Source organism: Streptomyces sp. NPDC001070, from assembly GCF_053598835.1.
In genome coordinates this window covers 1-21,256 of record NZ_JBSFLB010000031.1, presented here as the reverse complement: position 1 = coordinate 21,256, position 21,256 = coordinate 1, and the positions used below count along the sequence as shown (strand labels likewise).

Sequence of the window (21,256 nt, the reverse complement as noted above, 5' to 3'; positions counted from 1 at the left end):
CTGGATGGTGTGAGCGTCCGGTCGTCAGTCGTCCTCGCCGTCCCCGCCGGGGGCGGGCACGGGATCCGTGCCGTCCCAGCGGGCCCTGCGCATGTCCAGGCGGGGTATGTGGCCCTTCGCGGCCTGCGCGGCGGGGCGCAGCGGGGTGCCCTCCGCGCGGTAGTGCTCCAGGGCGCGCAGCTCGTGGCCGGGCAGCAGCCCGCCGTCCGCGCGGACCACGCGCCACCACGGCACGGCTCCGCCGTACAGCGCCATGACGTGGCCCACCTGCCGGGGGCCGCCCTCCCCCAGCCATTCGGCGATGTCGCCGTACGTCATGACCCTCCCCGGCGGGATCCGCTCGGCGACGTCCAGCACGCGCTCCGCGTACGCGGGAAGCTCCGGGGCGTCGTCCGGGTCGTGCGCGGTGTCCTTGCTCATCCGTCACATGGTGCCCCAGGGCACCGACAATCGCGGCCGGCGGGAGTGCGCGCGGGGGCGCCCGTGACGTCGAATTGCCCCCTCCTGCGCCCATGCGCGGGCTGCTCGTGCCACCATCATCCGGGCGGTGACTGGTGATACGAGATCAAAAAGAGACAGCAGGCGAGCACGACGTGAGCGGGAACGGAGCCGCTCACGCGGTCCCCGCTGCCTCCGAAGGCCCCCGGGACGGCGGTCCGGCCGGGGGTTCCGCCCCCGTGCCACCGGCCCCGCCGGTGCCCGGTGACGTGGCCGGGGCCGCCCCGGTCCTCCCCTCCGCCGGCGCCGTGCCGGCCCCCGGCGGCCGAGACGGACGCGCCGTGACCGCGTCCGGCGACGCCCCCCTCGGTGAGACCCGCGCCACATCCGCGCCCGCGCGGGCCGCGGGTGCCTCCGGGCCCCACGACGAGGCGGAACCCCACGGGGCTTCCGCCGCGACGGCCGACGACCCGGCCGCGACGGCGCCTCCGGCCAAGGACGCCGAGGACGCCGAGGACGACAACGCCGCGGACGGCCCCGGCGGCACACCCGGGCCGCGGACCACCGCGCCCGCGAACGACGAGGACGCCTGCGCCGGCACAACCCCGCACCCCGACCCGGTGGCGCGGGACGAGCCGCTGCTGCCCGCGCGGGTGCACCGCCCCGTCGATCTCATGCGCTTCCTGTTCGGGCTCCTCGGCATCGCGATCGTGCTCATGATCGCGGGCTTCGCGCACGCGACGACCTCGGGCGTGGAGCAGGACATCGCCGAGGGCGCGACGCACGCCCCGGAGCCGCTGATCACGATCGCCGGGCTGCTGGCGACCGTGGCGGTGCTGATCGTGCCCGTGGCGTTCGCCGTGGAGCGGCTGATCAAGCGGGACGGGCTGCGCATCGCCGACGGCGTGCTGGCCGCGGTCCTGGCCCACGGGGTGTCGCTCGCGACCGACCTGTGGGTGTCGGACGCGGCGCCGGTGGCGATCCGGGACGCGCTGACCCGGGACGCGCCAGGCGGCGGGCTCACCGACCCCGTCCACGGCTACCTGGCCCCGGTGATCGCCTATATGACGGCGGTCGGCATGGCCCGGCGCCCGCGCTGGCGGGTGGCGCTGTGGTTCGTGCTGGTGGTGGACTCCTTCGCGGTACTCATGGGCGGCTACACGACGCCGTTCTCGATCATCGTGACCGTGCTGATCGGCTGGACGGTGGCGTACGGCACGCTCTACGGGGTCGGCTCGCCGAACGTCCGCCCGACCGGCCAGAACCTGCTCGCGGGCCTGCGCAGGGTGGGCTTCGCGCCGCTGACGGCGGTCCGCGCGGAGGACGAGTTCCCCGACTCGCCCGACTCCGACCGGGGCCGCCGCTACATGGTGACCCTGGAGGACGGCCCGCTGCTCGACGTCACGGTCGTGGACCGCGAGCAGCAGGCGCACGGCTTCTTCTACCGCATGTGGCGCCGGCTCCAGCTGCGCGGGATCACCCAGCGGCGCAGCCTGCAGTCGTTGCGCCAGGCGCTGGAACAGGAGGCGCTGCTCGCCTACGCGGCCATCGCCGCGGGCGCCAACGCCCCGCGGCTGATCGCCACCTCCGAGCTGGGCCCGGACGCCGTGATGCTGGTGTACGAGCACATGGGCGGCCGATCGCTGGACGCGCTGGCGGACGAGGAGATCACCGACGAGGTGCTGCACGGCGCCTGGGCGCAGGTGAAGTCACTGCAGTCGCGGCGGATCGCGCACCGCCGGCTGGTCGGCGAGTCGCTCCAGATGGATCGTTCCGGCACGGTCTTCCTGACCGATCTGCGCGGCGGCGAGATCGCCGCCGGCGACATCGTGCTGCGCATGGACGTGGCGCAGCTGCTCACCACCCTGGCGCTGCGCGTCGGTCCCGAGCGGTCGGTGGCCTCGGCCGTGGCCGTGCTGGGCCCCGACGCCGTCGCCGACTCCCTGCCGCTGCTGCAGCCGATCGCGCTGAGCCGTACCACCCGGGCGACGCTGAAGCAGCTCGCCAGGGAACGGGCGCAGCGTGAGCGCGAGGCAGTGCTGGCCGCCTCCAAGGCCGGACGCGCGGACAGCGAGGCCGGCGGCAAGGAGACGGGCAAGGAGACCAAGGCCGAACGGCGGGCCGAGAAGAAGGCGATCGAGGATGCGCTGGAGGAGGCCCGCGAGGAGGATCTGCTCACCCGGATCCGCCACCAGGTGCTGCTCATCCGCCCGCAGGCCCCGGTGGAGCCGGTGCGGCTGGAGCGGGTGCGCCCGCGCACCCTGATCAGCATCATCGCGGGCGCCTTCGCCGCGTACTTCCTGCTCTCCCAGATCAGCAGCATCGACCCCGCGACGCTGCTGGCCGAGGCGAACTGGGGCTGGGTCGTCGTCGCCGTGCTGGCCTCCGCGCTCAGCTACGTCGCCGCGGCGATGGCGCTGTCCGGCTTCGTGCCGGAGAAGCTGTCCTTCGTCCGCACCACGCTGGCGCAGATCGCCGGCTCCTTCGTGAAGCTGGTCGCCCCTGCGGCCATCGGCGGTGTGGCGCTCAACACCCGCTACCTGCAGAAGTCGGGCGTGCGCCCCGGTCTGGCGGTGGCGAGCGTGGGCGCCTCGCAGCTGGTCGGCCTCGGCTCGCACATCAGCCTGCTGCTGGTCTTCGGCTACATCACCGGCACCGAGAAGACCCCGTCGCTGTCCCCGTCCCGGACGGTGATGGCGGGTCTGCTGACGGCCGGCGTGCTCTTCCTGGTCGTCACCGCGGTGCCGCCGCTGCGGCGCTTCGTCTCCACGCGGGTACGGGCGCTGTTCGCCGGCGTGGTCCCGCGCATGCTGGACGTGCTCCAGCAGCCGATGAAGCTGACCACGGGCATCGGCGGCACGCTGCTGCTGACCCTGGCCTTCGTGCTGTGCCTGGACGCGAGCATCCGCACCTTCCACGGCGAGGTCAATTTCGCGGCGATCGCGGTGATCTTCCTCGCGGGCAACGCGCTGGGCTCCGCCGCCCCGACGCCGGGCGGCCTGGGCGCGGTCGAGGGCGCGCTGATCGCCGGTCTGACCACCATCGGCCATCTCGACTCGGCGACGGCCACCTCGGCGGTGCTGCTGTTCCGCGTGCTGACCTTCTGGCTCCCGGTGCTCCCCGGATGGCTGGCGTTCACCCAGCTCACCCGGCGGCAGGCGTTGTGAGGCGGGCCCACTGACAGGGGTTGTCAGTGGGCCGCCCGTACGGTCCCGCCATGGACACCACGCACATCGTCGAGCTGCGCCGGTACACCCTGCGCCCCGGCGCCCGGGACACCCTGATCGACCTGTTCGAGCGCGAGTTCGTCACCGGCCAGGAGGCCGCCGGGATCCGGGTCGGCGGCCGCTTCCGCGACCTGGACGACCCGGACCGCTTCGTGTGGATGCGCGGCTTCCCGGACATGGCGGCCAGGAACCGCGCCCTGCGTGCCTTCTACGGCGGCCCTGTGTGGCGGGCGCACCGTGACGCGGCCAACGCCACCATGACCGACTCGGACGACGTCCTGCTGCTGCGCGGCCCCGGTTACGCCGTGCCGCCGGACGCGGGGACGGTCGTCGTGACCATCTGTCATCCCACCGACCCGGCGGCCTTCACCGGCGCTCTCGCGGCCGCGGGCGGCCTCCCGGCGACCGCGGCGGCGCACCGCACCGAACACGCCGAGAACGACTTCCCCGCACTGCCGGTCCGCACCGGCGAGGACGTCGTCGTCTGGTTCACCGCCCTCCCGGACGCCGGCGCCCACCCGGAGCGGACCGCCCTGCCGGCCGGGCTCGAACGGCGTCTGCTGCGGCCGCCGCAGCGGCTGCGGCTGGCCCCCGTACGCGTCCCGGGGCCTCAGCCCAAGATGTCGCCGAGGTCGTAGCCGACCGGCTCCTCCAGCTGCGCGTAGGTGCAGTCGACGGGGTCGCGGTCGGGCCGCCAGCGGCGGAACCGGGCGGTGTGCCGGAAGCGGTCGCCCTGCATGTGGTCGTAGGCGACCTCCAGGACGCGCTCGGGCCGCAGCGGGATCCAGGACAGGTCCTTGCCCGCGCTCCAGCGGCTCTGGGCGCCCGGCATGCGGCCGCCGGGCTCGGCTTCGGCCCAATCGGCCCAGGGGTGCCCCTCGGCGGAGGCCATGCGCAGGGGCTCCAGTTCGGCGACCAGTTCCTCGCGACGGCGCATGGGGAAGGAGGCGCAGACGCCGACGTGCTGGAGGCGGCCGGCGGCGTCGTGCAGGCCGAGCAGCAGGGAGCCGACGACGGGGCCGGACTTGTGCCGGCGGTAGCCGGCGAGCACGCAGTCGGCGGTGCGCTCGTGCTTGACCTTGATCATGACGCGTTCGTCGGGGCGGTAACTGGACTCGGGGGGCTTGGCGACGACGCCGTCCAGCCCCGCCCCCTCGTACTGCTCGAACCACCGCCGGGCGAGCTCGATGTCGGTCGTGGCGGGCGCGACGTGGACCGGAGCCCGCGCGGTGCCGAGCGCGTCGACCAGGGCCTGGCGGCGCCAGGTCTGCGGGTCCGCCATCAGGGAGCGGTCGCCCAGCGCGAGCAGGTCGAAGGCGACGAGGGAGGCCGGGGTGCGCTCGGCGAGCTGCCGGACGCGGGAGTCGGCGGGGTGGATGCGTTCCAGCAGCGCGTCGAAGTCCAGCCGGCCCTCGCGGGCGAGGACGATCTCGCCGTCGACGACGGCGCGCGGCGGCAGTTCGGTCCGGACCGCCTCGACGATCTCGGGGAAGTAGCGGGTCAGCGGCTTGCCGGTGCGGCTGCCGATCTCCACCTCGGCGCCGTCGCGGAAGACGATGGCCCGGAAGCCGTCCCACTTGCCCTCGTACAGCATGCCGGGCGGGATCGCGTCCGCCGACTTGGCGAGCATCGGCTTCACGGGCGGCATCACCGGAAGGTCCATGCCGCGATTGTCCGCCCGACAGGCGCCGCCCGCCCGTCGGGCCTACCGTGTCGGGCATGGGAGAGGCGGTGACGGCATGGCGGAGGCGGTCGAGCTGACCGTCGGCGAGCGGACGGTGCGGCTCTCGAACCCCGGCAAGGTGTACTTCCCGGAACGGGGCTTCACCAAGCTGGACGTGGCCCGCTACTACCTCGCGGTCGGCGACGGCGTCCTGCGGGCGCTGCGCGACCGGCCGACGACGATGGAGCGCTACCCGGACGGAGTGGACGGCGAGTCGTTCTTCCAGAAGCGCGCCCCCAAGAACACCCCGGACTGGATCCCCACCGGCCGCATCCGCTTCCCCTCCGGCCGCCACGCCGACGAGATCTGCCCGACCGAGGTCGCCGCCGTCGTCTGGGGCGCCAACCTCGGCTGCCTCACCTTCCACCCCTGGCCGGTACGGCGCGGCGACCTCAACCACCCCGACGAGCTGCGCATCGACCTCGACCCGCAGCCCGGCACCGACTTCGGCGACGCGGTGCGCGTCGCCGGCGAGCTGCGCGGGCTCCTGGAGGAACTGGGCATGCGGGGCTGGCCGAAGACCTCCGGCGGGCGCGGCCTGCACGTCTTCGTCCCCATCGAGCCCGAGTGGACCTTCACGGGGGTACGGCGGGCCGCCATCGCGATCGCCCGCGAGATGGAACGGCGCATGCCCGGCCAGGTCACCAGCGCGTGGTGGAAGGAGGAGCGCGGCGAGAAGATCTTCGTCGACTACAACCAGACCGCGCGCGACCGCACCATCGCCTCCGCATACTCCGTACGGCCCAAGCCGCACGCCCCGGTGTCCGCGCCGCTGCGCTGGGAGGAGGTGCCGCAGGTCCACCCCCGGGACTTCGACCTGGCCACCATGCCCGCGCGGTACGCCGAGGCGGGGGACGTGCACGCCGATATGGAGGAGCGGGTCTTCCGGCTGGACGCCGTCCTGGAACTGGCCGAGCGCGACGAACGCGACCACGGGCTCGGGGACATGCCGTACCCGCCGGACCATCCCAAGATGCCCGGGGAGCCGCTGCGGGTGCAGCCGAGCCGGGCCAGGAACAAGCCGGACCCCTCCGGGAGCGAGGGCTGACGGCGCGGCACGACCCCTTCCCACCGCGCCCGCGCTGACGCATCATCAGGCGCATGCCCGCGCCTCGACCCGTGCCCCTGGACGAGTACCCGGTCCATCAGATCGCCCGTTCCATGCGCCATGTCGCGACCGGTGACCGCAACGCCTACGACCGTTCGATCTTCCACTTCTTCGACCACGAGGGCCGCGCCCTGCTCGTCACCGGCCTCGGCGTGTACCCCAACCTCGGGGTGACCGACGCCTACGCCACCCTGACGCGCGGCACCGCCATGCTCGCCGTGCGCGCCTCCGACGCGCTCGGCGAGGACCGCATGCGCCAGCACGTCGGACCGCTGCGCGTCGACGTCCTGGAGCCGCTCAAGCGGCTCCGTCTCACCTGCGACGACGAGTTCCTCTCGTACGACCTGGAGTGGGAGGCCGCCTTCCCGGCCGTCGAGGAGCCGCACCACGCCCAGTACCGGGGCGGCAGGCTCTTCCTGGAGGCCAGCCGCTTCGTCCAGGCCGGCACGTGCCACGGCGTCGTCCGCACCGGCGACGGCGAGGAGATCCGCGTGGGGCGGGGCCGCTGGACCGCGACCCGCGACCGCAGCTGGGGCGTGCGACCGGTGCCCGGCGAGGCCCCGGGACGGGCCGAGGAGGAGCACCGCCCGGCGGGTTTCCACCGGCTGTGGATACCGATCCGGTTCGACGACCGCTTCGTCATGGTCATCGCCCAGGAGGACGCCGACGGCTACCGCTCCCTGGACGAGGCCCTGCAGATCACCGAGCACGGCCCGGACCGGCAACTGGGCCGCGCCCAGGTCGACATCACCTACCGGGAGGGCACCCGGGCGCCGCTCGCGGCCGTCGTCCACCTGGCCGGCGGGAAGATCGAGGCGGAGGTGCTGGCGTCGAGCCCGCTCGCCGTCGGCGCCGGTTACCCGCCGGCCCGCGACTGGCAGCACGGCGAGTGGAAGGGCCGCGGATGGCTCGACCGCCGTGCGTATGACCTGACGGATCCGGCGGTCATGGGACCGGCCGCGTACGGAGTCACCGATCATGCCGCGCGTTTCGCCTGGGACGGCCGGGTCGGCTACGGCATCTTTGAGCACGGCAGCTTCGGCCGCCACATCCCCAGCGGCTTCACCGGTCAGGAGGCCATGTGACCACGGTGCGCACCACCACCCGCGACCCCCGACTGCTGCGCAGCCGCCTCGACGAGTGGCTGGCCGCCAAGCATCCCGGCGCCCACAGCCGCGGCGTGCACCTCCCCTCCGCCAACGGCCTGTCCAGCGAGACCGTCCTCTTCGACCTCGCCGTCCCCCATCCGGCGGGCACCGCGCGCCAGCGCATCCGCCCCTGCGTGCTGCGGCTGGCCGGCGACCCCGACGCGTACGCCGTCTTCCCGGCGTACGACATGGCCGCGCAGTACCGCGTCATCCAGACGGTCGCCGCCCGCACCGGCGTCCCCGTGCCCGAACTGCTGTGGCTGGAGCCCGACCCAGGGCCGCTCGGCGCGCCCTTCTTCGTCATGGAGCGCGTGCCCGGACGCGTCCCGCCGGACGTCATGCCCTACACCTACGGCGACAACTGGCTCTTCGACGCGTCCGAGGAGGACCGGGCGCGGTTGGAGCGGGCCACGGTGGGCGTCCTCGCCGAGCTGCACACCGTCCACGGAGAAGGGACGCTGCGCGGGCACGTCGACGCCCAACGCGCCTACTACGACTGGGTCGTCGACGGGCGCGCCCCCTCCCCCGTCATCGAGAGCGCCTTCGCCTGGCTGGAGGAGCACTGGCCCGCGGACCCCGGCCCGTCCGTGCTCAGCTGGGGCGACGCCCGCGTCGGCAACATCGTCTACGACTCCGACTTCGCACCAGCGGCCGTCCTCGACTGGGAGATGGCCTCCTCCGGCCCCCGCGAACTCGACCTCGCCTGGCTGGTGTACCTCCACCGCTTCTTCCAGGACCTCACCGTCGCCGCCGGTCTCCCCGGCATGCCGGGCTTCCTGGACCGCGACCGGGTCGCGGCCACCTACGCGGAACTCACCGGGCACACCCCTCGCGACCTCGACTTCCACCTCCTGTACGCGGCCCTGCGGCACGCGATCGTGATGCTGCGGGTCGGCCACCGGCAGGTGCACTTCGGGGAGCGGGACATGCCGGCCGACCCCGACGCGCTCATCCTGCACCGGGGGACGCTGGAGGCCATGGTGGAGGGCCGCCACCGCTGATCGCGGGGCGCCCGCGGCGGCCGTCGCGGGCGCCCCGGCCCCGCCGGACTCCTGGCGGTCCCCGACGGCGCGGGGCTGCGCGGAGCGCCTCGGCACGACCTGCGGCCGACCGCCATCCGTGCCACCCTGACGGGGGAACGAAATGAAGATATTCACCCGTTTGTCATGTAGTGCACCGGTGCGTCCGAGTCCGGGCTGTCACCCTCGGTGGAGGAGGGACCCGCGGTCGAGAGGGGCCCGCGCCGTCGTGAGGAGTACGCATGCACCACACCCTCGCTCGCACCGTCACGGCCGCCGCCCTGCTGGGAGCCTCCGCGCTCGCCACCATGCCCGCCCACGCGGCCCCCTCGGACCCCTCCTCCCCCACGGTCTACGCCCACCGCGGCGCCTCCACCGAGGCCCCCGAGAACACCCTCGCAGCCGTGCGCCGGGCCCACGAGCAGCACATCAAGTGGATCGAGAACGACGTCCAGCGCACCAAGGACGGCGCCCTGATCGTCATCCACGACACGACGCTCGCCCGGACGACCGACGTCGAGCAGGTCTTCCCGGACCGCTCCCCCTGGCGCGTCGCCGACTTCACCCTCGCCGAGATCCAGCGGCTCGACGCCGGGGGCTGGTTCGCCCCCCGCTACCGCGGCGAGCACATCCCCACCCTCCTGGACTACCTGGCCCTCCTCGACCACAACCAGCAGGGCCTGCTGCTGGAGCTCAAGCAGCCCGATCTCTACCCCGGCATCGAGAAGCAGACCATCGACACCCTCGATCGGGCCGGCTGGCTCGATCAGGCCCACCTCGCCGGCCGTCTGGTCATCCAGAGCTTCAGCGCCCCCGCCCTGCGCCGCACCCACGAACTGCGCCCGGCCGTCGAGACCGGCTTCCTCGGCAACCCACCGGTCTCGCGGCTGAAGGAGTACGCGGCCTTCGCCGACCAGATCAACCCGGACGAGAAGCACGTCACCTACGCCTACGTGGAGGCCGTCCACAGCCTCAAGGGCCCCGACGGCAAGCCGCTGCGGATCAACCCGTGGACGGTCGACGACCTCACCACCGCCGTCCGCATGGCGGCCTTCGGCGCCGACGGCATCATCACCAACCGCGCCGCCGTCATCCGCAACAGCGTCGACTGAGACGGCCCGCCGCCCCGCCTCACGGGCGCCTCGCCGCCTCCCGCAGGGCCCCGCGCGGTTCCCTGCGGCGACGCCACGACTCGATCACGCATCGTCGTCGCTGCCGTCGGCGGCGGCGCGGGCCTCGCTGATGAAGTGTTCGGCGCATTCTTCATCCCGGGCTCGTTCCCGTTGCTGATGCTGCAGACCACGATCGCGTGCTTCAACCGGCCGGAATTCCTGGTACCGCCTCACCGGCGCGGCGAGAGACGGGCTCGGTGATCGAGTGGGGGCGTCACCGCCGAGGCGTCCGCGGCACCTGAGCGAGGGGCCGGCGGCACCTGATGTGCACCGCGGGGCCGCATCCGGGCCGTCCGAGGCGCCCGAGGCGCCCGACGCCGACCGGTGCAGACCGGCAACGACAGAGGCCCATGGCATCCGATCTGATCGGATGCCATGGGCCTTCGCTGTCCCGCCGGTCGGCGGAAGGGCTGTCTAGTACACCGGCTTGTGCGGCTCGATCGTGTTGACCCAGCCGATGACGCCGCCGCCGACGTGGACCGCGTCGGAGAAGCCCGCGGACTTCAGGACGGCGAGGACCTCGGCGGAGCGGACACCGGTCTTGCAGTGCAGGACGATCTTCTTGTTCTGCGGGAGGTCCTGGAGGGCGTTGCCCATGAGGAACTCGTTCTTGGGCACCAGACGGGCACCCGGGATGGAGACGATCTCGTACTCGTTCGGCTCGCGGACATCGATGATGTCGATGTTCTCGCCGTCGTCGATCCACTCCTTGAGCTGCTTCGGAGTGATCGTCGAGCCCATGGCCGCCGCCTGGGCCTCCTCGGAGACGACGCCGCAGAAGGCCTCGTAGTCGATGAGCTCGGTGACGGTCGGGTTCTCGCCGCAGACCGCGCAGTCGGGGTCCTTGCGGACCTTGACCTGGCGGTACTGCATCTCCAGGGCGTCGTAGATCATCAGGCGGCCGACGAGCGGGTCGCCGGTGCCGGTGAGGACCTTGATGGCCTCGGTGACCTGGATGGAGCCGATGGACGCGCACAGCACGCCCAGGACGCCGCCCTCGGCGCAGGAGGGGACCATGCCCGGCGGCGGGGGCTCGGGGTAGAGGCAGCGGTAGCAGGGGCCGTGCTCGGACCAGAAGACCGACGCCTGGCCGTCGAAGCGGTAGATGGAGCCCCAGACGTACGGCTTGTTCAGCAGCACGCAGGCGTCGTTGACCAGGTATCGGGTCGCGAAGTTGTCCGTGCCGTCGACGATCAGGTCGTACTGGCTGAAGATGTCCATCACGTTGTCGGCCTCGAGCCGCTCCTCGTGAAGGACCACGTTGACGTACGGGTTGATGCCCTTGACGCTGTCGCGGGCGGACTCCGCCTTGGAACGGCCGATGTCCGCCTGGCTGTGGATGATCTGGCGCTGCAGGTTGGACTCGTCGACCTCGTCGAACTCCACGATGCCGAGCGTGCCGACCCCGGCGGCGGCCAGGTACATCAGGGCGGGCGAGCCGAGACCGCCGGCGCCCACACAGAGCACCTTCGCGTTCTTCAGCCGCTTCTGCCCGTCCATCCCCACGTCGGGGATGATCAGGTGGCGGGAGTACCTGCGGACCTCGTCGACGGTGAGCTCGGCGGCCGGCTCGACCAGGGGTGGCAGCGACACGGGGACTCCGTTTGTCGATCGATCACTACGGTTGTTCTCCACGTAACACTGCCACGCCCTTCTTCATTCCGAGACCGCCGTCCCGAGGAGCGAGACGGATTTGGGTCACATGCTGGGCGGCGGCTGACGGCGCAGCATGCGCGAGGCCTCGTCCCAGTAGCCCGGCAGGCCGTCCCAGGCCGCGTGGTCGGTGTGGTCGGTGAAGTAGACCGTCGCCGCGCCCTGCCAGCGGGCGATCCTCATGGCGTTCTCCAGGTGCGGGGCGGGAACACCGTGCACCAGGTGGCAGAAACGCTCCGTCGGGTACGCCGCGGTCCACTCCGGGGCCTCCGACCAGCGGTACTGCGTCCAGGGGCCGGCGAACGTCACCAGCTGGTCGGCGGCCTCGGCGTAGCCCTCGTACGGATGGCAGCCGTGGCCCAGCACGATGTGCCCCGTGCTGCCGCCCTCCACGCTCAGCAGCGCGCGCAGGGTGGTGATCACACGGCGGCAGTCGGACAGCTCCGAGCTGGTGGTCGGGGCGCGGTCGAGATAGAAGCCGTCGACCCGGTACCAGTCGAGGAAACGGTGCGCGTCGGCGACCAACTGGCCGAAGGGGCGCGCCCCGTGCCGGGTGTCCAGGTAGCCGAGGACGGGAACGGCCGCGTCGCGCAGCCGGGCGCACGCCCCGGTGTAGAGAGGGTCGATCCGGGCGCCGGGGCCGCGCGCCGCGTTGAGCACCACCCAGTGCATCGGGGCCTCCGGCCGGGCCAGTTCGGCCCATTCGGCGGGGGCGACCAGCGGGTGCGCGTACGCGGGGACCCCGAAGCCCAGTCCGTCGCAGCGGTCGATCGACCGGCGCACTCCGCTCGATGTCACACGCGGCATGCCGCCTCCATCCAGACGTCGGCGAGGGATTCCTCGAGGGCGATGCGGGGCCGCCAGCCGAGGCGGTCGCGGGCGGTGCGCACGTCGGCCTGCTGCCAGGCGCCGCAGCCGTCCGGGTAGTGGGAGTGGTTGCCGCCGTTCGCCATGAGGTGCGGGTCCTCGACCTCGTGGAGGGCGCCCGCGTAGCCCGCGGCGTTGGCGAGGGCGGCGGCCACCTCGCGCAGCGGTACGGCGCGGCCCGTGCCGATGTTGACCAGGCCCTGGGCGGCGGAGAGGGAGGCGGCGTGCACGGCGCGCGCAACGTCGCGTACGTCCACGAAGTCCCGCTGCACGCCGAGGCCGGTCAGCTTCAGTTCGCCGTCGCCGGTCTGCATGGCACGGCGCATCGCCTCCGCCAGCCGCCCGATCGGCGAGGCCGTGGGCGTGCCGGGGCCCACCGGGGTGAAGACCCGCAGCACGACCGCGTCGAGCCCGGAGCCCAGCACCAGCTCCGTCCCGGCGAGTTTGCTCACCCCGTACGGGCCGCCCGGCCGGGGCACGGCGTCCTCGGCCGTCGAGGACCCGGTGGGCGAGGGCCCGTACTCCGCTGCGCAGCCCACCTGGACCAGCCGGGCCGAGGTGGCGCTGCGGCGCATCGCCTCGCACACGGTGGCGACCGCGATCGTGTTGTGCCGGGTGAGATCGCGGGCTCCGCCCCGGGTGGCGCCGGCGCAGTTGATCACGACCCCGGGGTGGACGGCGTCCATGAAGCGCGCCAGCGCGCCGGGGCTTCCCGACGACAGGTCGAAGCGCACGTCGGCGTCGTCGCTGCGGCCGAGCGCGGTCAGCTGCACGGCGGGGTCGGCCAGCAGCCGTTCCGCCACGTGGCGCCCGACGAAGCCGTTGGCACCGAGGAGGAGGACTCTCATAGCGAGCGCCTCCGCTGCGCGTTCCGTGGCCGGGGATCCGGGTGGGTCATCGTGGGTCGCTCCTTGGCTTCTTCTTCGTATCCGTGGGGTGTGCCGGGCCGCGCCGTCCGCCGCTGCCCGCTCATCCCGGCACCGCCGCGGCCGTGTGCGCCGAGGCGCGCGAGAGCGTGGTGAGGGCGTGGGCCGCCAGGGCCAGGGCGGCGGCCGTGCAGGCCAGCGCGGGGATGGCGGCCGGCGCGAGGGGGAACCGGTGCAGCAGGGCGGCGGCGAGGGCCACGGCCTCGACGGCGCAGGCGAGGCCCGTGCCGATGGCCGCCGGGTCGGGGTGGCCGTGGACCGCGAGCAGGCGTGCGGTGAACAGCAGCAGCGCGAGCGCCGCGGGCCCGGCGAGCGCGGCGGGCGTGGGCAGGGCGCCGGCCACGGCCCGCGCGGCGCACAGCAGCGCGAGCACGGCGGCGAGGAAGAGCGCGAGCGTGCCCGCGAGCAACGGCCGTACGGCGCCGCCGAACTCCTCCAGGGTGCGGCTGCGCAGCAGATGGCCGCGGGCCCGTACGGCGAAGCGGTGGGCGCACCAGGCGGCCGGGGCGAGGGACAGCGCGAGCGCGGTCAGCTCCGCGGCGTCCGCGGCGGGCAGCACGCCTCCGGCCAGGCCGCCGACGGCGCGCGGCCCGTACAGCCCGAACCCCACGAGCCAGCAGGTCCACACCGCACCGCCGGGTCCTGTGCCGTACGGGGCGCTCAGCGGCCCCCGGCGCAGGGCCGCGAAGAGCCCGAGCAGGAGCAGCGGCACTGCGACGGCGGTGACCGCGAGCGCGGGCAGCGCGTTCAGGGCCCAGCCGGCGGCGGCGCAGACGGCCCCCGGGGCGAGGGCGACCAGCAGCACGGCGGGACGGTCCGCCGGCCGGGCGGCGGGGGCCGGGGCGACGGCACGGGGCACCCGCGCGTAGAGCTCCTCGGCGAGCGAGAAGACGTCGCGGTGCCGGAAGCCGGCCGCGACCCGGTCGGTGACGCCCTGCGCCTCCAGTCCCGCCACGATCTCCAAGGGGTCCACGGCCTCCGCGCACAGCTGCTGATGGCGGTGCATCAGCCCGCGGACGGGGTCGGCCGGGCCGCGCTTGCGGGGGCCGTTCCTGCGGGCGCCGGATTCGGTCTCCTGCGCGTGGCTCATGCGCCCTCCCGCCTCTCGGGTCCGGCGTACGCCGGCTCCCGGGCGGCAGCCGCCCAGGTGGGTACGGCCGTCCAGCGGCCGGGGACGTGGGACTCGGCGGGCCTGCCGAAGGGGACGGGGGTGCCGTCCCGGTCGTGCAGCGGGGCGTGGCGGCCGGGCGCGTGGGCCACGAGGTCGAGGTAGATCTCGCGGAAGGCGGCCAGGTTGCGCTCGACGGTGAAGAGCTCCAGGGCGCGTTCGCGGGCGGCGGCGCCGAGCCGCTGCCGGCGCTCGGGGTCGCGCAGCAGGGCGACGCAGGCCTCGGCGAGCGCCTTCGGATTGCGCGGCGGCACGACGAGGCCGGTGCCGCCGATGACCTCCCGTACGGCGCCGGCGTCCGTCGAGACGGTGGCACGGCCGCAGAACATGGCCTCGACCAGGGTGACGGGGAAGCCCTCGACGACGCTGGAGAGCACGACCACGTCCCCGGCCGCGTACGCGTCGGGGAGCGCCGGGGCGCCGGGGGAGCCCAGTTCCTCGAAGGTGACCGGGCTCTCCCCCGCGGTGACGGCGTCGGCCGCCTCGTCCGGGAAGAGCTGGGCCGCCAGGGCGCGGCACTGCGCCAGGTACGCGGGATCGCCCTCTCCGGCGCGGACGATCCGCAGCCGTGCACCGGGCTCCTCCTTGCGGACCTCCCCGAAGGCGTGCAGCAGGCCGATCAGGTCCTTGCCGGGGTCGACGCGGCCCACCCACACCAGCGCGGGGTCGCCGCCCTCCGGCTCGGGGGCGGGCTCCGGCACGGGCCCCCGGTATCCGGGGTAGACGGTGCGGACGCGTTCCCGCTCGGCGCCGCAGTGCTCCTGCCAGCGGCGCGCGTGGACGTTGCCGGGGGTGACGAGTGCGGCCCGGCGGTAGGCCTCACCGGCCAGCCGGCGGTGGAAGGCGGCGAGCAGGGCGCGTACGGGGGCGGGCAGGCCCGCGGCGCGGTGCAGGAGGAGGGTCTCGCGCAGCCGCACGCCGTACTCGGTGACCAGCAGCGGCGTGCCGAAGAACCGTTTGGCCAGGAGCCCGGGCAGCAGCGCGGTGCCGCCCGTCACGGCATGGCAGAGGTCCGCGGTGGCGAGCGCGTCGCCGAAATCGTCGTACCAGGGCGCGCAGAGCGGCCGCAGCGCGCGCTCCAACTGGTCGACGGCGAGGAGGAGATCACCCACCCCCGCGTCGCCGACGAGGGAGCGCGCGCCGGGCGCCCGGCAGACCTCCTCCAGCACCCGCACGGCGTGCTCGGAGCGGAGCAGCAGCGGGATGCCGCCGTCCTCGCGGGCGAGTTCCGCGAGCCCGTAGAGGGCGGAGGCGAAACGGTCCGCCACGCCATCGGCCCCGGCGTCGCCCGCCAGCACCCCGGCCAGGTCGCGGTACTGCTCCAGCGCCTGCGCCCGCCGCCGGCGCGCCTTTCCCGGCACGACCCCGGACCCCGGCGCCGGACCCCACAACGGCAGTGCGCGCACGTCCCGCACCTGAGGCGGCAGCGCCGGCAGTCCGGCCGCCCCGACCCGTTCGCTCCTGCCGAGCGCGTACACCGCGAACTCGTGCCCGGTGAGCCCGCGCACGAGCCGGTCGACCCAGGCGCCCCCCTCACCCCGGGCGTACGGATAACCACCCTCCGCGAGTAATGCGATACGCACGTCTGCCCCCTCTCGGCACCGGTCTGTTCGGGCGCGATGACCGTATTCCGGCGAAGTGGGGGCACGACGGACGGTTGTCCGCCGTGCCACCGAAAGGGGTGAAGAGGCGTGACTTTCCCACGCGTTGTGCGTTCTGATCGAGTAGACGTTCACCGGGGAATCGGAGCGCCTCCGCGCGCGCTTCCTGTTACCGTGAACGGCATGAAGCGCGCTGCCATGACGACGACGCCGGAGAGTGTCCCGGCGCGCTGACCCATGTCACGACAAGCCCCGGGGCGAGTGCCCCGGGGCTTTCGCCTGCGGTCACTCGCCCGCTGTCCGCGAGGAGACCGTCATGCACGACCACCGCAAGCTCGGCCGCGAGCTGGGCCTGTTCGACACCGACCCGCTGATCGGCGCGGGACTCCCCTACTGGCTGCCCGACGGCGCCACCGTCCGGCACGCCCTGGAGGAGTACGTCCGCGACGCCGAGCGCCGGGCGGGCTACCGGCACGTGTACTCGCCCGTGCTCGGCAAACGCGAGCTGTACGAGATCTCCGGGCACTGGTCGCACTACAGCGACGACATGTTCCCGCCGATGGAGCTCGGCGGCGAACAGGTCGTCCTGCGGCCCAGCCTCTGCCCCCACCACGCGCTGATCTACCGCTCCCGCTCACGCAGCTACCGCGAGCTGCCGCTGCGCATGGCGGAGCTCGGCGGGATGTACCGCTCCGAACTGTCCGGCGTGCTCGGCGGGCTGACCCGCGTACGGGCCATCCAGCTCAACGACGCGCACATCTTCTGCACCCTCGACCAGGTCGCCGAGGAGGCGCGCGGCGCCCTGGGGATGATCCGCGCGGCGTACCGCGCCCTGGGCATCACCCCCGTCCGCTACCGGCTCTCCCTCCCCGGGCCCGGCGGGAAGTACGTCGCCGCGCCCGAGCTGTGGGAACGCTCCACCGCACTGCTGACCGAGGTGCTGGACGGCTCCGGGCTGCCCTACGAGGCGGCGGAGGGCGAGGCCGCGTTCTACGGGCCCAAGATCGACGTCCAGGTCGCCGACGGGGCGGGGCGCGAGGCCACCCTGTCCACCGTCCAGGTCGACTTCCACCAGCCCGGCCGGTTCGGCCTGCACTACGTCGGCGCGGACGGCGCGAAGCACCGGCCGGTCATGGTGCACCGCAGCATCATCGGCAGCGTCGAGCGGGTCGTGGCGCACCTGATCGAGCAGCACGGCGGCGCGTTCCCCGCGTGGCTCGCCCCCACCCAGGTGGTGCTCCTCCCGGTGTCGGAGGCGGAGCTGCCCCAGGCCGAGGCGCTTGCGCGGCGCTGCCTCGACCTGGGCCTGCGCGCCGACGTCGCCGCCCCGGACCGCGGCACCCTCGGGGCACGCGTCCGGGAGGCCCGGCTCGTCCCGTACCAGGCCGTCATCGGCCCCGAGGAAGCCGCCGACGGCCACGTAGCCGTCCGCCTCCGCGACGGCCGCCGCCTTCCGCCGCAGCCCGCGGAGGCGGTGCTGGAGCGTGTCCGCGCGGCCGTGGACGCCCACGCAGTCGAACTGTGGCCCGAGCGGGAGGACCCAGCCTGACCCCGCGCGGCAAGGAACACCGGGGCGCGTCCGTCCGACCGGGCCGGGCGCGCCCCGGTGCGTCAGGCGGTGGCCGCCAGTGCGCCGCGGCGCGCGGCGCGCCGCGCGGCGGACTCGTCCGGGTCGAGCACCGGGACCGCCGCCAGCAGGCCCTTGGTGTACTCGTGCTCCGGTGCCTCGTAGACCCGCCCGGCGGGCCCGTACTCGACGACCCGGCCCGCCCGCATCACCGCGACGTTGTCACTGACCTGGCGCACCACGGCCAGGTCGTGGGCGATGAAGACCAGCGCGAGCCCCAGCTCGCGCTGCAGCTCGCCGAGCAGCCGGATGACCTGCGCCTGCGTCGTGACGTCGAGCGCCGACACCGGCTCGTCGCAGACGATCAGCCGCGGCTCGGGCGCCAGCGCCCGGGCGATGCCGACCCGCTGCCGCTGCCCGCCGCTGAACTCGTGCGGATAGCGGTGGTACCAGTCGGGGTCGAGCCCGACCCGTTCCAGCAGCTCCCGCACGCGGGCGACGATCGCGGTGCCGTCGAGCACGCCGGCCGTCCGCAGCGGGTCCGCGATGGACTCGCCGATGCTGCGCCGCGGGTTGAGCGAGGACACCGGGTCCTGGAACACCATCTGCAGTCCGGGCGTGCCGGGGCCGGAGCGCACGCCCGGGCGGCGCAGCTCGCCGCCCGTGGGCTCCAGGAGCCCCACGAGCATCCGTCCCAGCGTGGTCTTTCCGCTGCCGCTCTCCCCGACGACGCCGAGCGTCTCGCCCGCGCGCACGGTCAGCGAGACACCGTCGACCGCCGCGACCCGGGCGCCGCGCCGGCCGAACTCCCGCCGCACGTCGACGGCTTCGAGGAGGACATCCCCTGTGACTGCGCCGCGCGGCTTCGCCGCCTCCACCCGCGGGACCGCGGCCACCAGGTCCCGCGTGTACGGCTGTCGCGGCGCGCCCAGCACGGTGCCGACCGGTCCGCGCTCCACGGCGCGGCCGTCCTTCATCACCAGGACGTCGTCGACGCTCCCGGCCACCACGCCCAGGTCGTGGGTGACCAGCAGCAGCCCCATGCCGGTCTCCTGACGCAGCTCGCCGAGCAGGTCGAGGATCTGCGCCTGGACGGTGACGTCGAGGGCCGTGGTCGGTTCGTCCGCGACGAGCAGCCGCGGTTCGCACGCGAGCGCCATGGCGATGAGCGCCCGCTGGCGCATGCCGCCGCTGAACTCGTGCGGCCGGAACCGGGCCCGCCTCGGTGCGTCGGGGATGCCGACCCGGTCGAGCACCTCGACCGCCCGCTCGCGGGCCGCGCGCCGGGAGGCCTTGGGGTGGTGGACCCGGTACACCTCGGCGATCTGGTCGCCGATCGCGAAGTAGGGGTCGAGCGAGGACAGCGGGTCCTGGAAGACCATCGCGGCGAGGCCGCCGCGCAGCCCGCGCAGTTCCCGTTCCTCCGCGGTCAGGACGTCGACGCCGGCCACCCGCACCGAGCCGCCGATCCGCGCGCCGCTGCCGCGGTGCAGTCCGAGCAGGGTGAAGGCGGTGGCGCTCTTGCCGCTGCCGGACTCGCCGACGATGCCGAGGGCGCCGCCCTGCTCCAGGGAGAAGGAGAGCCCGTCCACCGCCCGGACGGTGCCCGTGCCGGTGGGGAAGTCGATCGTGAGGTCCTCGACCTCGATCAGCGGTGACGTCATGCCAGCACCACCCGTCGGTCGGCCACCGCGTACAGGACGTCCGCGAGGGCGTTGGCGAGGACCACGAAGAAGCCGGTGACCAGCACGAGCCCGACGACGACCGGCAGGTCCTCGGTCTTCACCGAGTCCACCAGGCTCTTGCCGAGCCCGGGGATGCCGAAGAGGGACTCGGTGAGCACCGCGCCGCCGAACATCGTCCCCAGGTCCAGCGCGGTCAGTGCGATGACCGGCGGCAGGGCGCCGCGCAGGGCGTGGCGCCCGATGACGGAACGCTCGCGGACGCCGTAGGCGCGGAAGGTGCGCACGTGGTCCTCGGCGAGCGTGTCCAGCATGGAACTGCGGGTCAGCCGGGCGTACTTGGCGCTCTCCAGGATGGCCAGGGAGAGCCAGGGCAGCACCAGGTTCCACGCCCACGGCTCGGGGTCCTCGGTCAGCGGGACGTAGGACGGGAACGGCAGCCAGCCCAGCACCGAGACGAACAGCAGCATCAGCAGGATGCCGATGACGAAGACGGGCACGGCGTTGCCGGCGAGGGTGAGCCCGGTCAGCAGCCGTTCGGTGAGCCCGCCGTGGCGCAGCGCCGAGAGCACACCGGTGCCTACGCCGATGACCAGCCACAGCACCATCGCGCCGAGGGAGAGCGAGGCGGTGGCCGGCAGCCGCTGCGCGAGCAGGGAGGTGACCTGCTCGCCGCTCTGGTACGAGAAGCCCAGGCACGGTGCGCCGCAGTGCTCGGTGCCGACGCCGGTGCTGATGTCGGTGCCGGCGAACAGGCCGTGCAGGAAGTGGGCGTACTGCGCGTAGGCCGGGTCGTCCAGGCCCAGCTGGGTGCGGACCTGGGCGACCTGGTCGGCGGAGCACTTGGGCCCGCAGGCCAGCCGTGCCGGGTCACCGGGCAGGACGTAGAAGAGGGCGTAGACCGCGATGCTCAGCACGAGCAGCACCAGCAGGGCCGCCAGCAGCCGGCGCAGCGCGAACCGGGTGAGGAGCGTCATGACCGTGCCGCCTTCCGCCTGCGGGCCACGGTCCGCAGGCGGCTGCCGGCCCGCGGGTCCAGGGCGGTGCGCACTCCGTCGCCGAGGGCGGTGAAGGCGAGGACGGTGACGAAGATCAGGCCGGCGGGCAGCAGCACGTACGTCGGATCGGCCTGGTACCAGGTGGTCGCGGAGGAGAGCATCTGTCCCCAGGAGGGCGTGGGCGGCTTGACGCCGATGCCGAGGAAGGACAGCCCCGCCTCGGACGCGATGTTGGAGGGCACGAGCAGCGCGCTGTAGGTCACCACGGGCGCGGCCAGCGACGGCAGCAGTTCGCGGCGCGCTATCCGCCACCGGCCGGCGCCGCCGAGCCGGGCGGCGGCCACGTAGTCGAGGGACTTCAGGCTCAGGGTCTGGGCCCGGACGATGCGGGAGGTGCCGCCCCAGCCGAGCAGGCCGAGGACGAGGACCAGCAGCACCGGACGCGGGAAGCCGGCGGGGACGATCGCCAGCAGGGCGATGGAGAAGACCAGGGTGGGCAGCGCCAGCATGACGTCCGTGGTCCGGCTGAGCAGGTTGTCCAGGAAGCGGTTGCCGAGTCCGGCGGCGAGGCCGACCGCGACCCCGAGGACGACCTGCACGACGGTGGCGGCGAGGCCGATGCCGAGCGAGATCCGCGCGCCGTACACGAGCCGGGCGAACAGGTCGCGCCCGGTGCCGGGTTCGACGCCGAGCCAGTGGTCGGCGCTCACGCCGCCGAAGGAGCCGGTCGGCACGCCGCCGAGGGCGGAGTCGACGGCCGAGGCGTGGAAGGCGTCCGGGTCCTGCCCCTCCAGGGCGGCGAGCAGCGGGGCGGCGAGGGCCACCAGGACGAGCAGGACGATCACGGCGACGCCGGCGAGGGCGGCGCGCTGGGCGCGCAGCCGCCGCCAGAGCTGCCGGGCGCGGCGAGGGGGGCGGGGGGGGTGAGTTGAGGGCGCCGGGGGAGCGCGGACGGAAGA

16 protein-coding genes and 1 pseudogene are annotated in these 21,256 nt (G+C 74.1%); 7 read left to right on the top strand and 10 right to left on the bottom strand.

The features are described 5' to 3' along the window. Positions 1–24: 24 nt before the first annotated feature. The gene (locus tag ACWDAS_RS31775; protein WP_450397891.1) at positions 25–420 is read right to left on the bottom strand and encodes an MGMT family protein; all 396 of its coding nucleotides are present in this window, start codon (positions 418–420) and stop codon (positions 25–27) included. A 359-nt stretch (positions 421–779) separates the two neighbouring features. Here ACWDAS_RS31775 and ACWDAS_RS31770 point away from each other — a divergent pair, with 359 nt between their 5' ends. Further along, entirely contained in the window at positions 780–3,605 is a 2,826-nt protein-coding gene (locus tag ACWDAS_RS31770; RefSeq protein ID WP_450397890.1) for a lysylphosphatidylglycerol synthase transmembrane domain-containing protein, read from the top strand. Between the two features lie 50 nt (positions 3,606–3,655). Next, positions 3,656–4,303 (top strand): NIPSNAP family protein, encoded by a 648-nt coding sequence (locus ACWDAS_RS31765; RefSeq protein WP_450397888.1) that lies wholly within the window; start codon positions 3,656–3,658, stop codon positions 4,301–4,303. Here ACWDAS_RS31765 and ACWDAS_RS31760 read toward each other — a convergent pair. Further along, entirely contained in the window at positions 4,276–5,328 is a 1,053-nt protein-coding gene (locus tag ACWDAS_RS31760) for an ATP-dependent DNA ligase (RefSeq protein WP_450397886.1), read from the bottom strand. The genes ACWDAS_RS31765 and ACWDAS_RS31760 overlap by 28 nt on opposite strands. 76 nt (positions 5,329–5,404) lie before the next feature. On the opposite strand from ACWDAS_RS31760, the gene ligD reads away from it, so the two are divergent. From ligD to ACWDAS_RS31740, 4 genes are all read left to right on the top strand, one after another. Then, positions 5,405–6,436, top strand: a complete 1,032-nt coding sequence (gene ligD, locus ACWDAS_RS31755) for a non-homologous end-joining DNA ligase (protein WP_450397884.1) — start codon at positions 5,405–5,407, stop codon at positions 6,434–6,436. 53 nt (positions 6,437–6,489) lie between these two features. Beyond that, positions 6,490–7,581 (top strand): hypothetical protein, encoded by a 1,092-nt coding sequence (locus ACWDAS_RS31750; RefSeq protein WP_450397882.1) that lies wholly within the window; start codon positions 6,490–6,492, stop codon positions 7,579–7,581. Next, positions 7,578–8,645: a phosphotransferase family protein gene (locus ACWDAS_RS31745; protein WP_450397880.1), complete on the top strand. Its 1,068-nt coding sequence runs from the start codon at positions 7,578–7,580 to the stop codon at positions 8,643–8,645. The genes ACWDAS_RS31750 and ACWDAS_RS31745 overlap by 4 nt, the downstream gene beginning before the upstream one ends. Positions 8,646–8,905: 260 nt before the next feature. Further along, positions 8,906–9,775, top strand: coding sequence for a glycerophosphodiester phosphodiesterase (locus ACWDAS_RS31740; protein WP_450397878.1), 870 nt, complete (start codon positions 8,906–8,908; stop codon positions 9,773–9,775). Positions 9,776–10,249: 474 nt separating this feature from the next. Here the strand turns inward: ACWDAS_RS31740 and moeZ are convergent, their stop codons facing one another. From moeZ to pelF, 5 genes are all read right to left on the bottom strand, one after another. Beyond that, positions 10,250–11,428, bottom strand: coding sequence for an adenylyltransferase/sulfurtransferase MoeZ (gene moeZ / locus ACWDAS_RS31735; RefSeq protein WP_450397877.1), 1,179 nt, complete (start codon positions 11,426–11,428; stop codon positions 10,250–10,252). Positions 11,429–11,533: 105 nt separating this feature from the next. Further along, complete coding sequence (locus tag ACWDAS_RS31730) at positions 11,534–12,295, bottom strand: spherulation-specific family 4 protein (protein WP_450397876.1); 762 nt, start codon at positions 12,293–12,295, stop codon at positions 11,534–11,536. Further along, positions 12,283–13,203: an NAD-dependent epimerase/dehydratase family protein gene (locus ACWDAS_RS31725; protein WP_450397874.1), complete on the bottom strand. Its 921-nt coding sequence runs from the start codon at positions 13,201–13,203 to the stop codon at positions 12,283–12,285. The genes ACWDAS_RS31730 and ACWDAS_RS31725 overlap by 13 nt, the downstream gene beginning before the upstream one ends. Positions 13,204–13,324: 121 nt before the next feature. After that, on the bottom strand, positions 13,325–14,371 hold the full coding sequence (locus ACWDAS_RS31720) for a hypothetical protein (protein WP_450397873.1): 1,047 nt from the start codon (positions 14,369–14,371) through the stop codon (positions 13,325–13,327). Next, the gene (gene pelF, locus ACWDAS_RS31715; RefSeq protein WP_450397872.1) at positions 14,368–16,032 is read right to left on the bottom strand and encodes a GT4 family glycosyltransferase PelF; all 1,665 of its coding nucleotides are present in this window, start codon (positions 16,030–16,032) and stop codon (positions 14,368–14,370) included. The genes ACWDAS_RS31720 and pelF overlap by 4 nt, the downstream gene beginning before the upstream one ends. Before the next feature lie 328 nt (positions 16,033–16,360). Here pelF and thrS point away from each other — a divergent pair. Beyond that, a pseudogene (thrS, locus tag ACWDAS_RS31710) lies at positions 16,361–17,599 on the top strand (threonine--tRNA ligase); the annotation flags it as partial. 62 nt (positions 17,600–17,661) lie between these two features. Here the strand turns inward: thrS and ACWDAS_RS31705 are convergent. The 3 genes from ACWDAS_RS31705 to ACWDAS_RS31695 form a co-directional block, all read right to left on the bottom strand. Then, the gene (locus ACWDAS_RS31705; protein WP_450397871.1) at positions 17,662–19,281 is read right to left on the bottom strand and encodes a dipeptide ABC transporter ATP-binding protein; all 1,620 of its coding nucleotides are present in this window, start codon (positions 19,279–19,281) and stop codon (positions 17,662–17,664) included. Beyond that, a complete protein-coding gene (locus ACWDAS_RS31700) occupies positions 19,278–20,276 on the bottom strand; it encodes an ABC transporter permease (RefSeq protein WP_450397869.1) in 999 nt (332 codons plus the stop codon). Before ACWDAS_RS31700 ends, ACWDAS_RS31705 begins: the two co-directional genes overlap by 4 nt. Further along, positions 20,273–21,256: ABC transporter permease (locus tag ACWDAS_RS31695; protein ID WP_450397868.1), on the bottom strand; the 984-nt coding region annotated here is incomplete at its 5' end. The genes ACWDAS_RS31700 and ACWDAS_RS31695, both read right to left, overlap by 4 nt.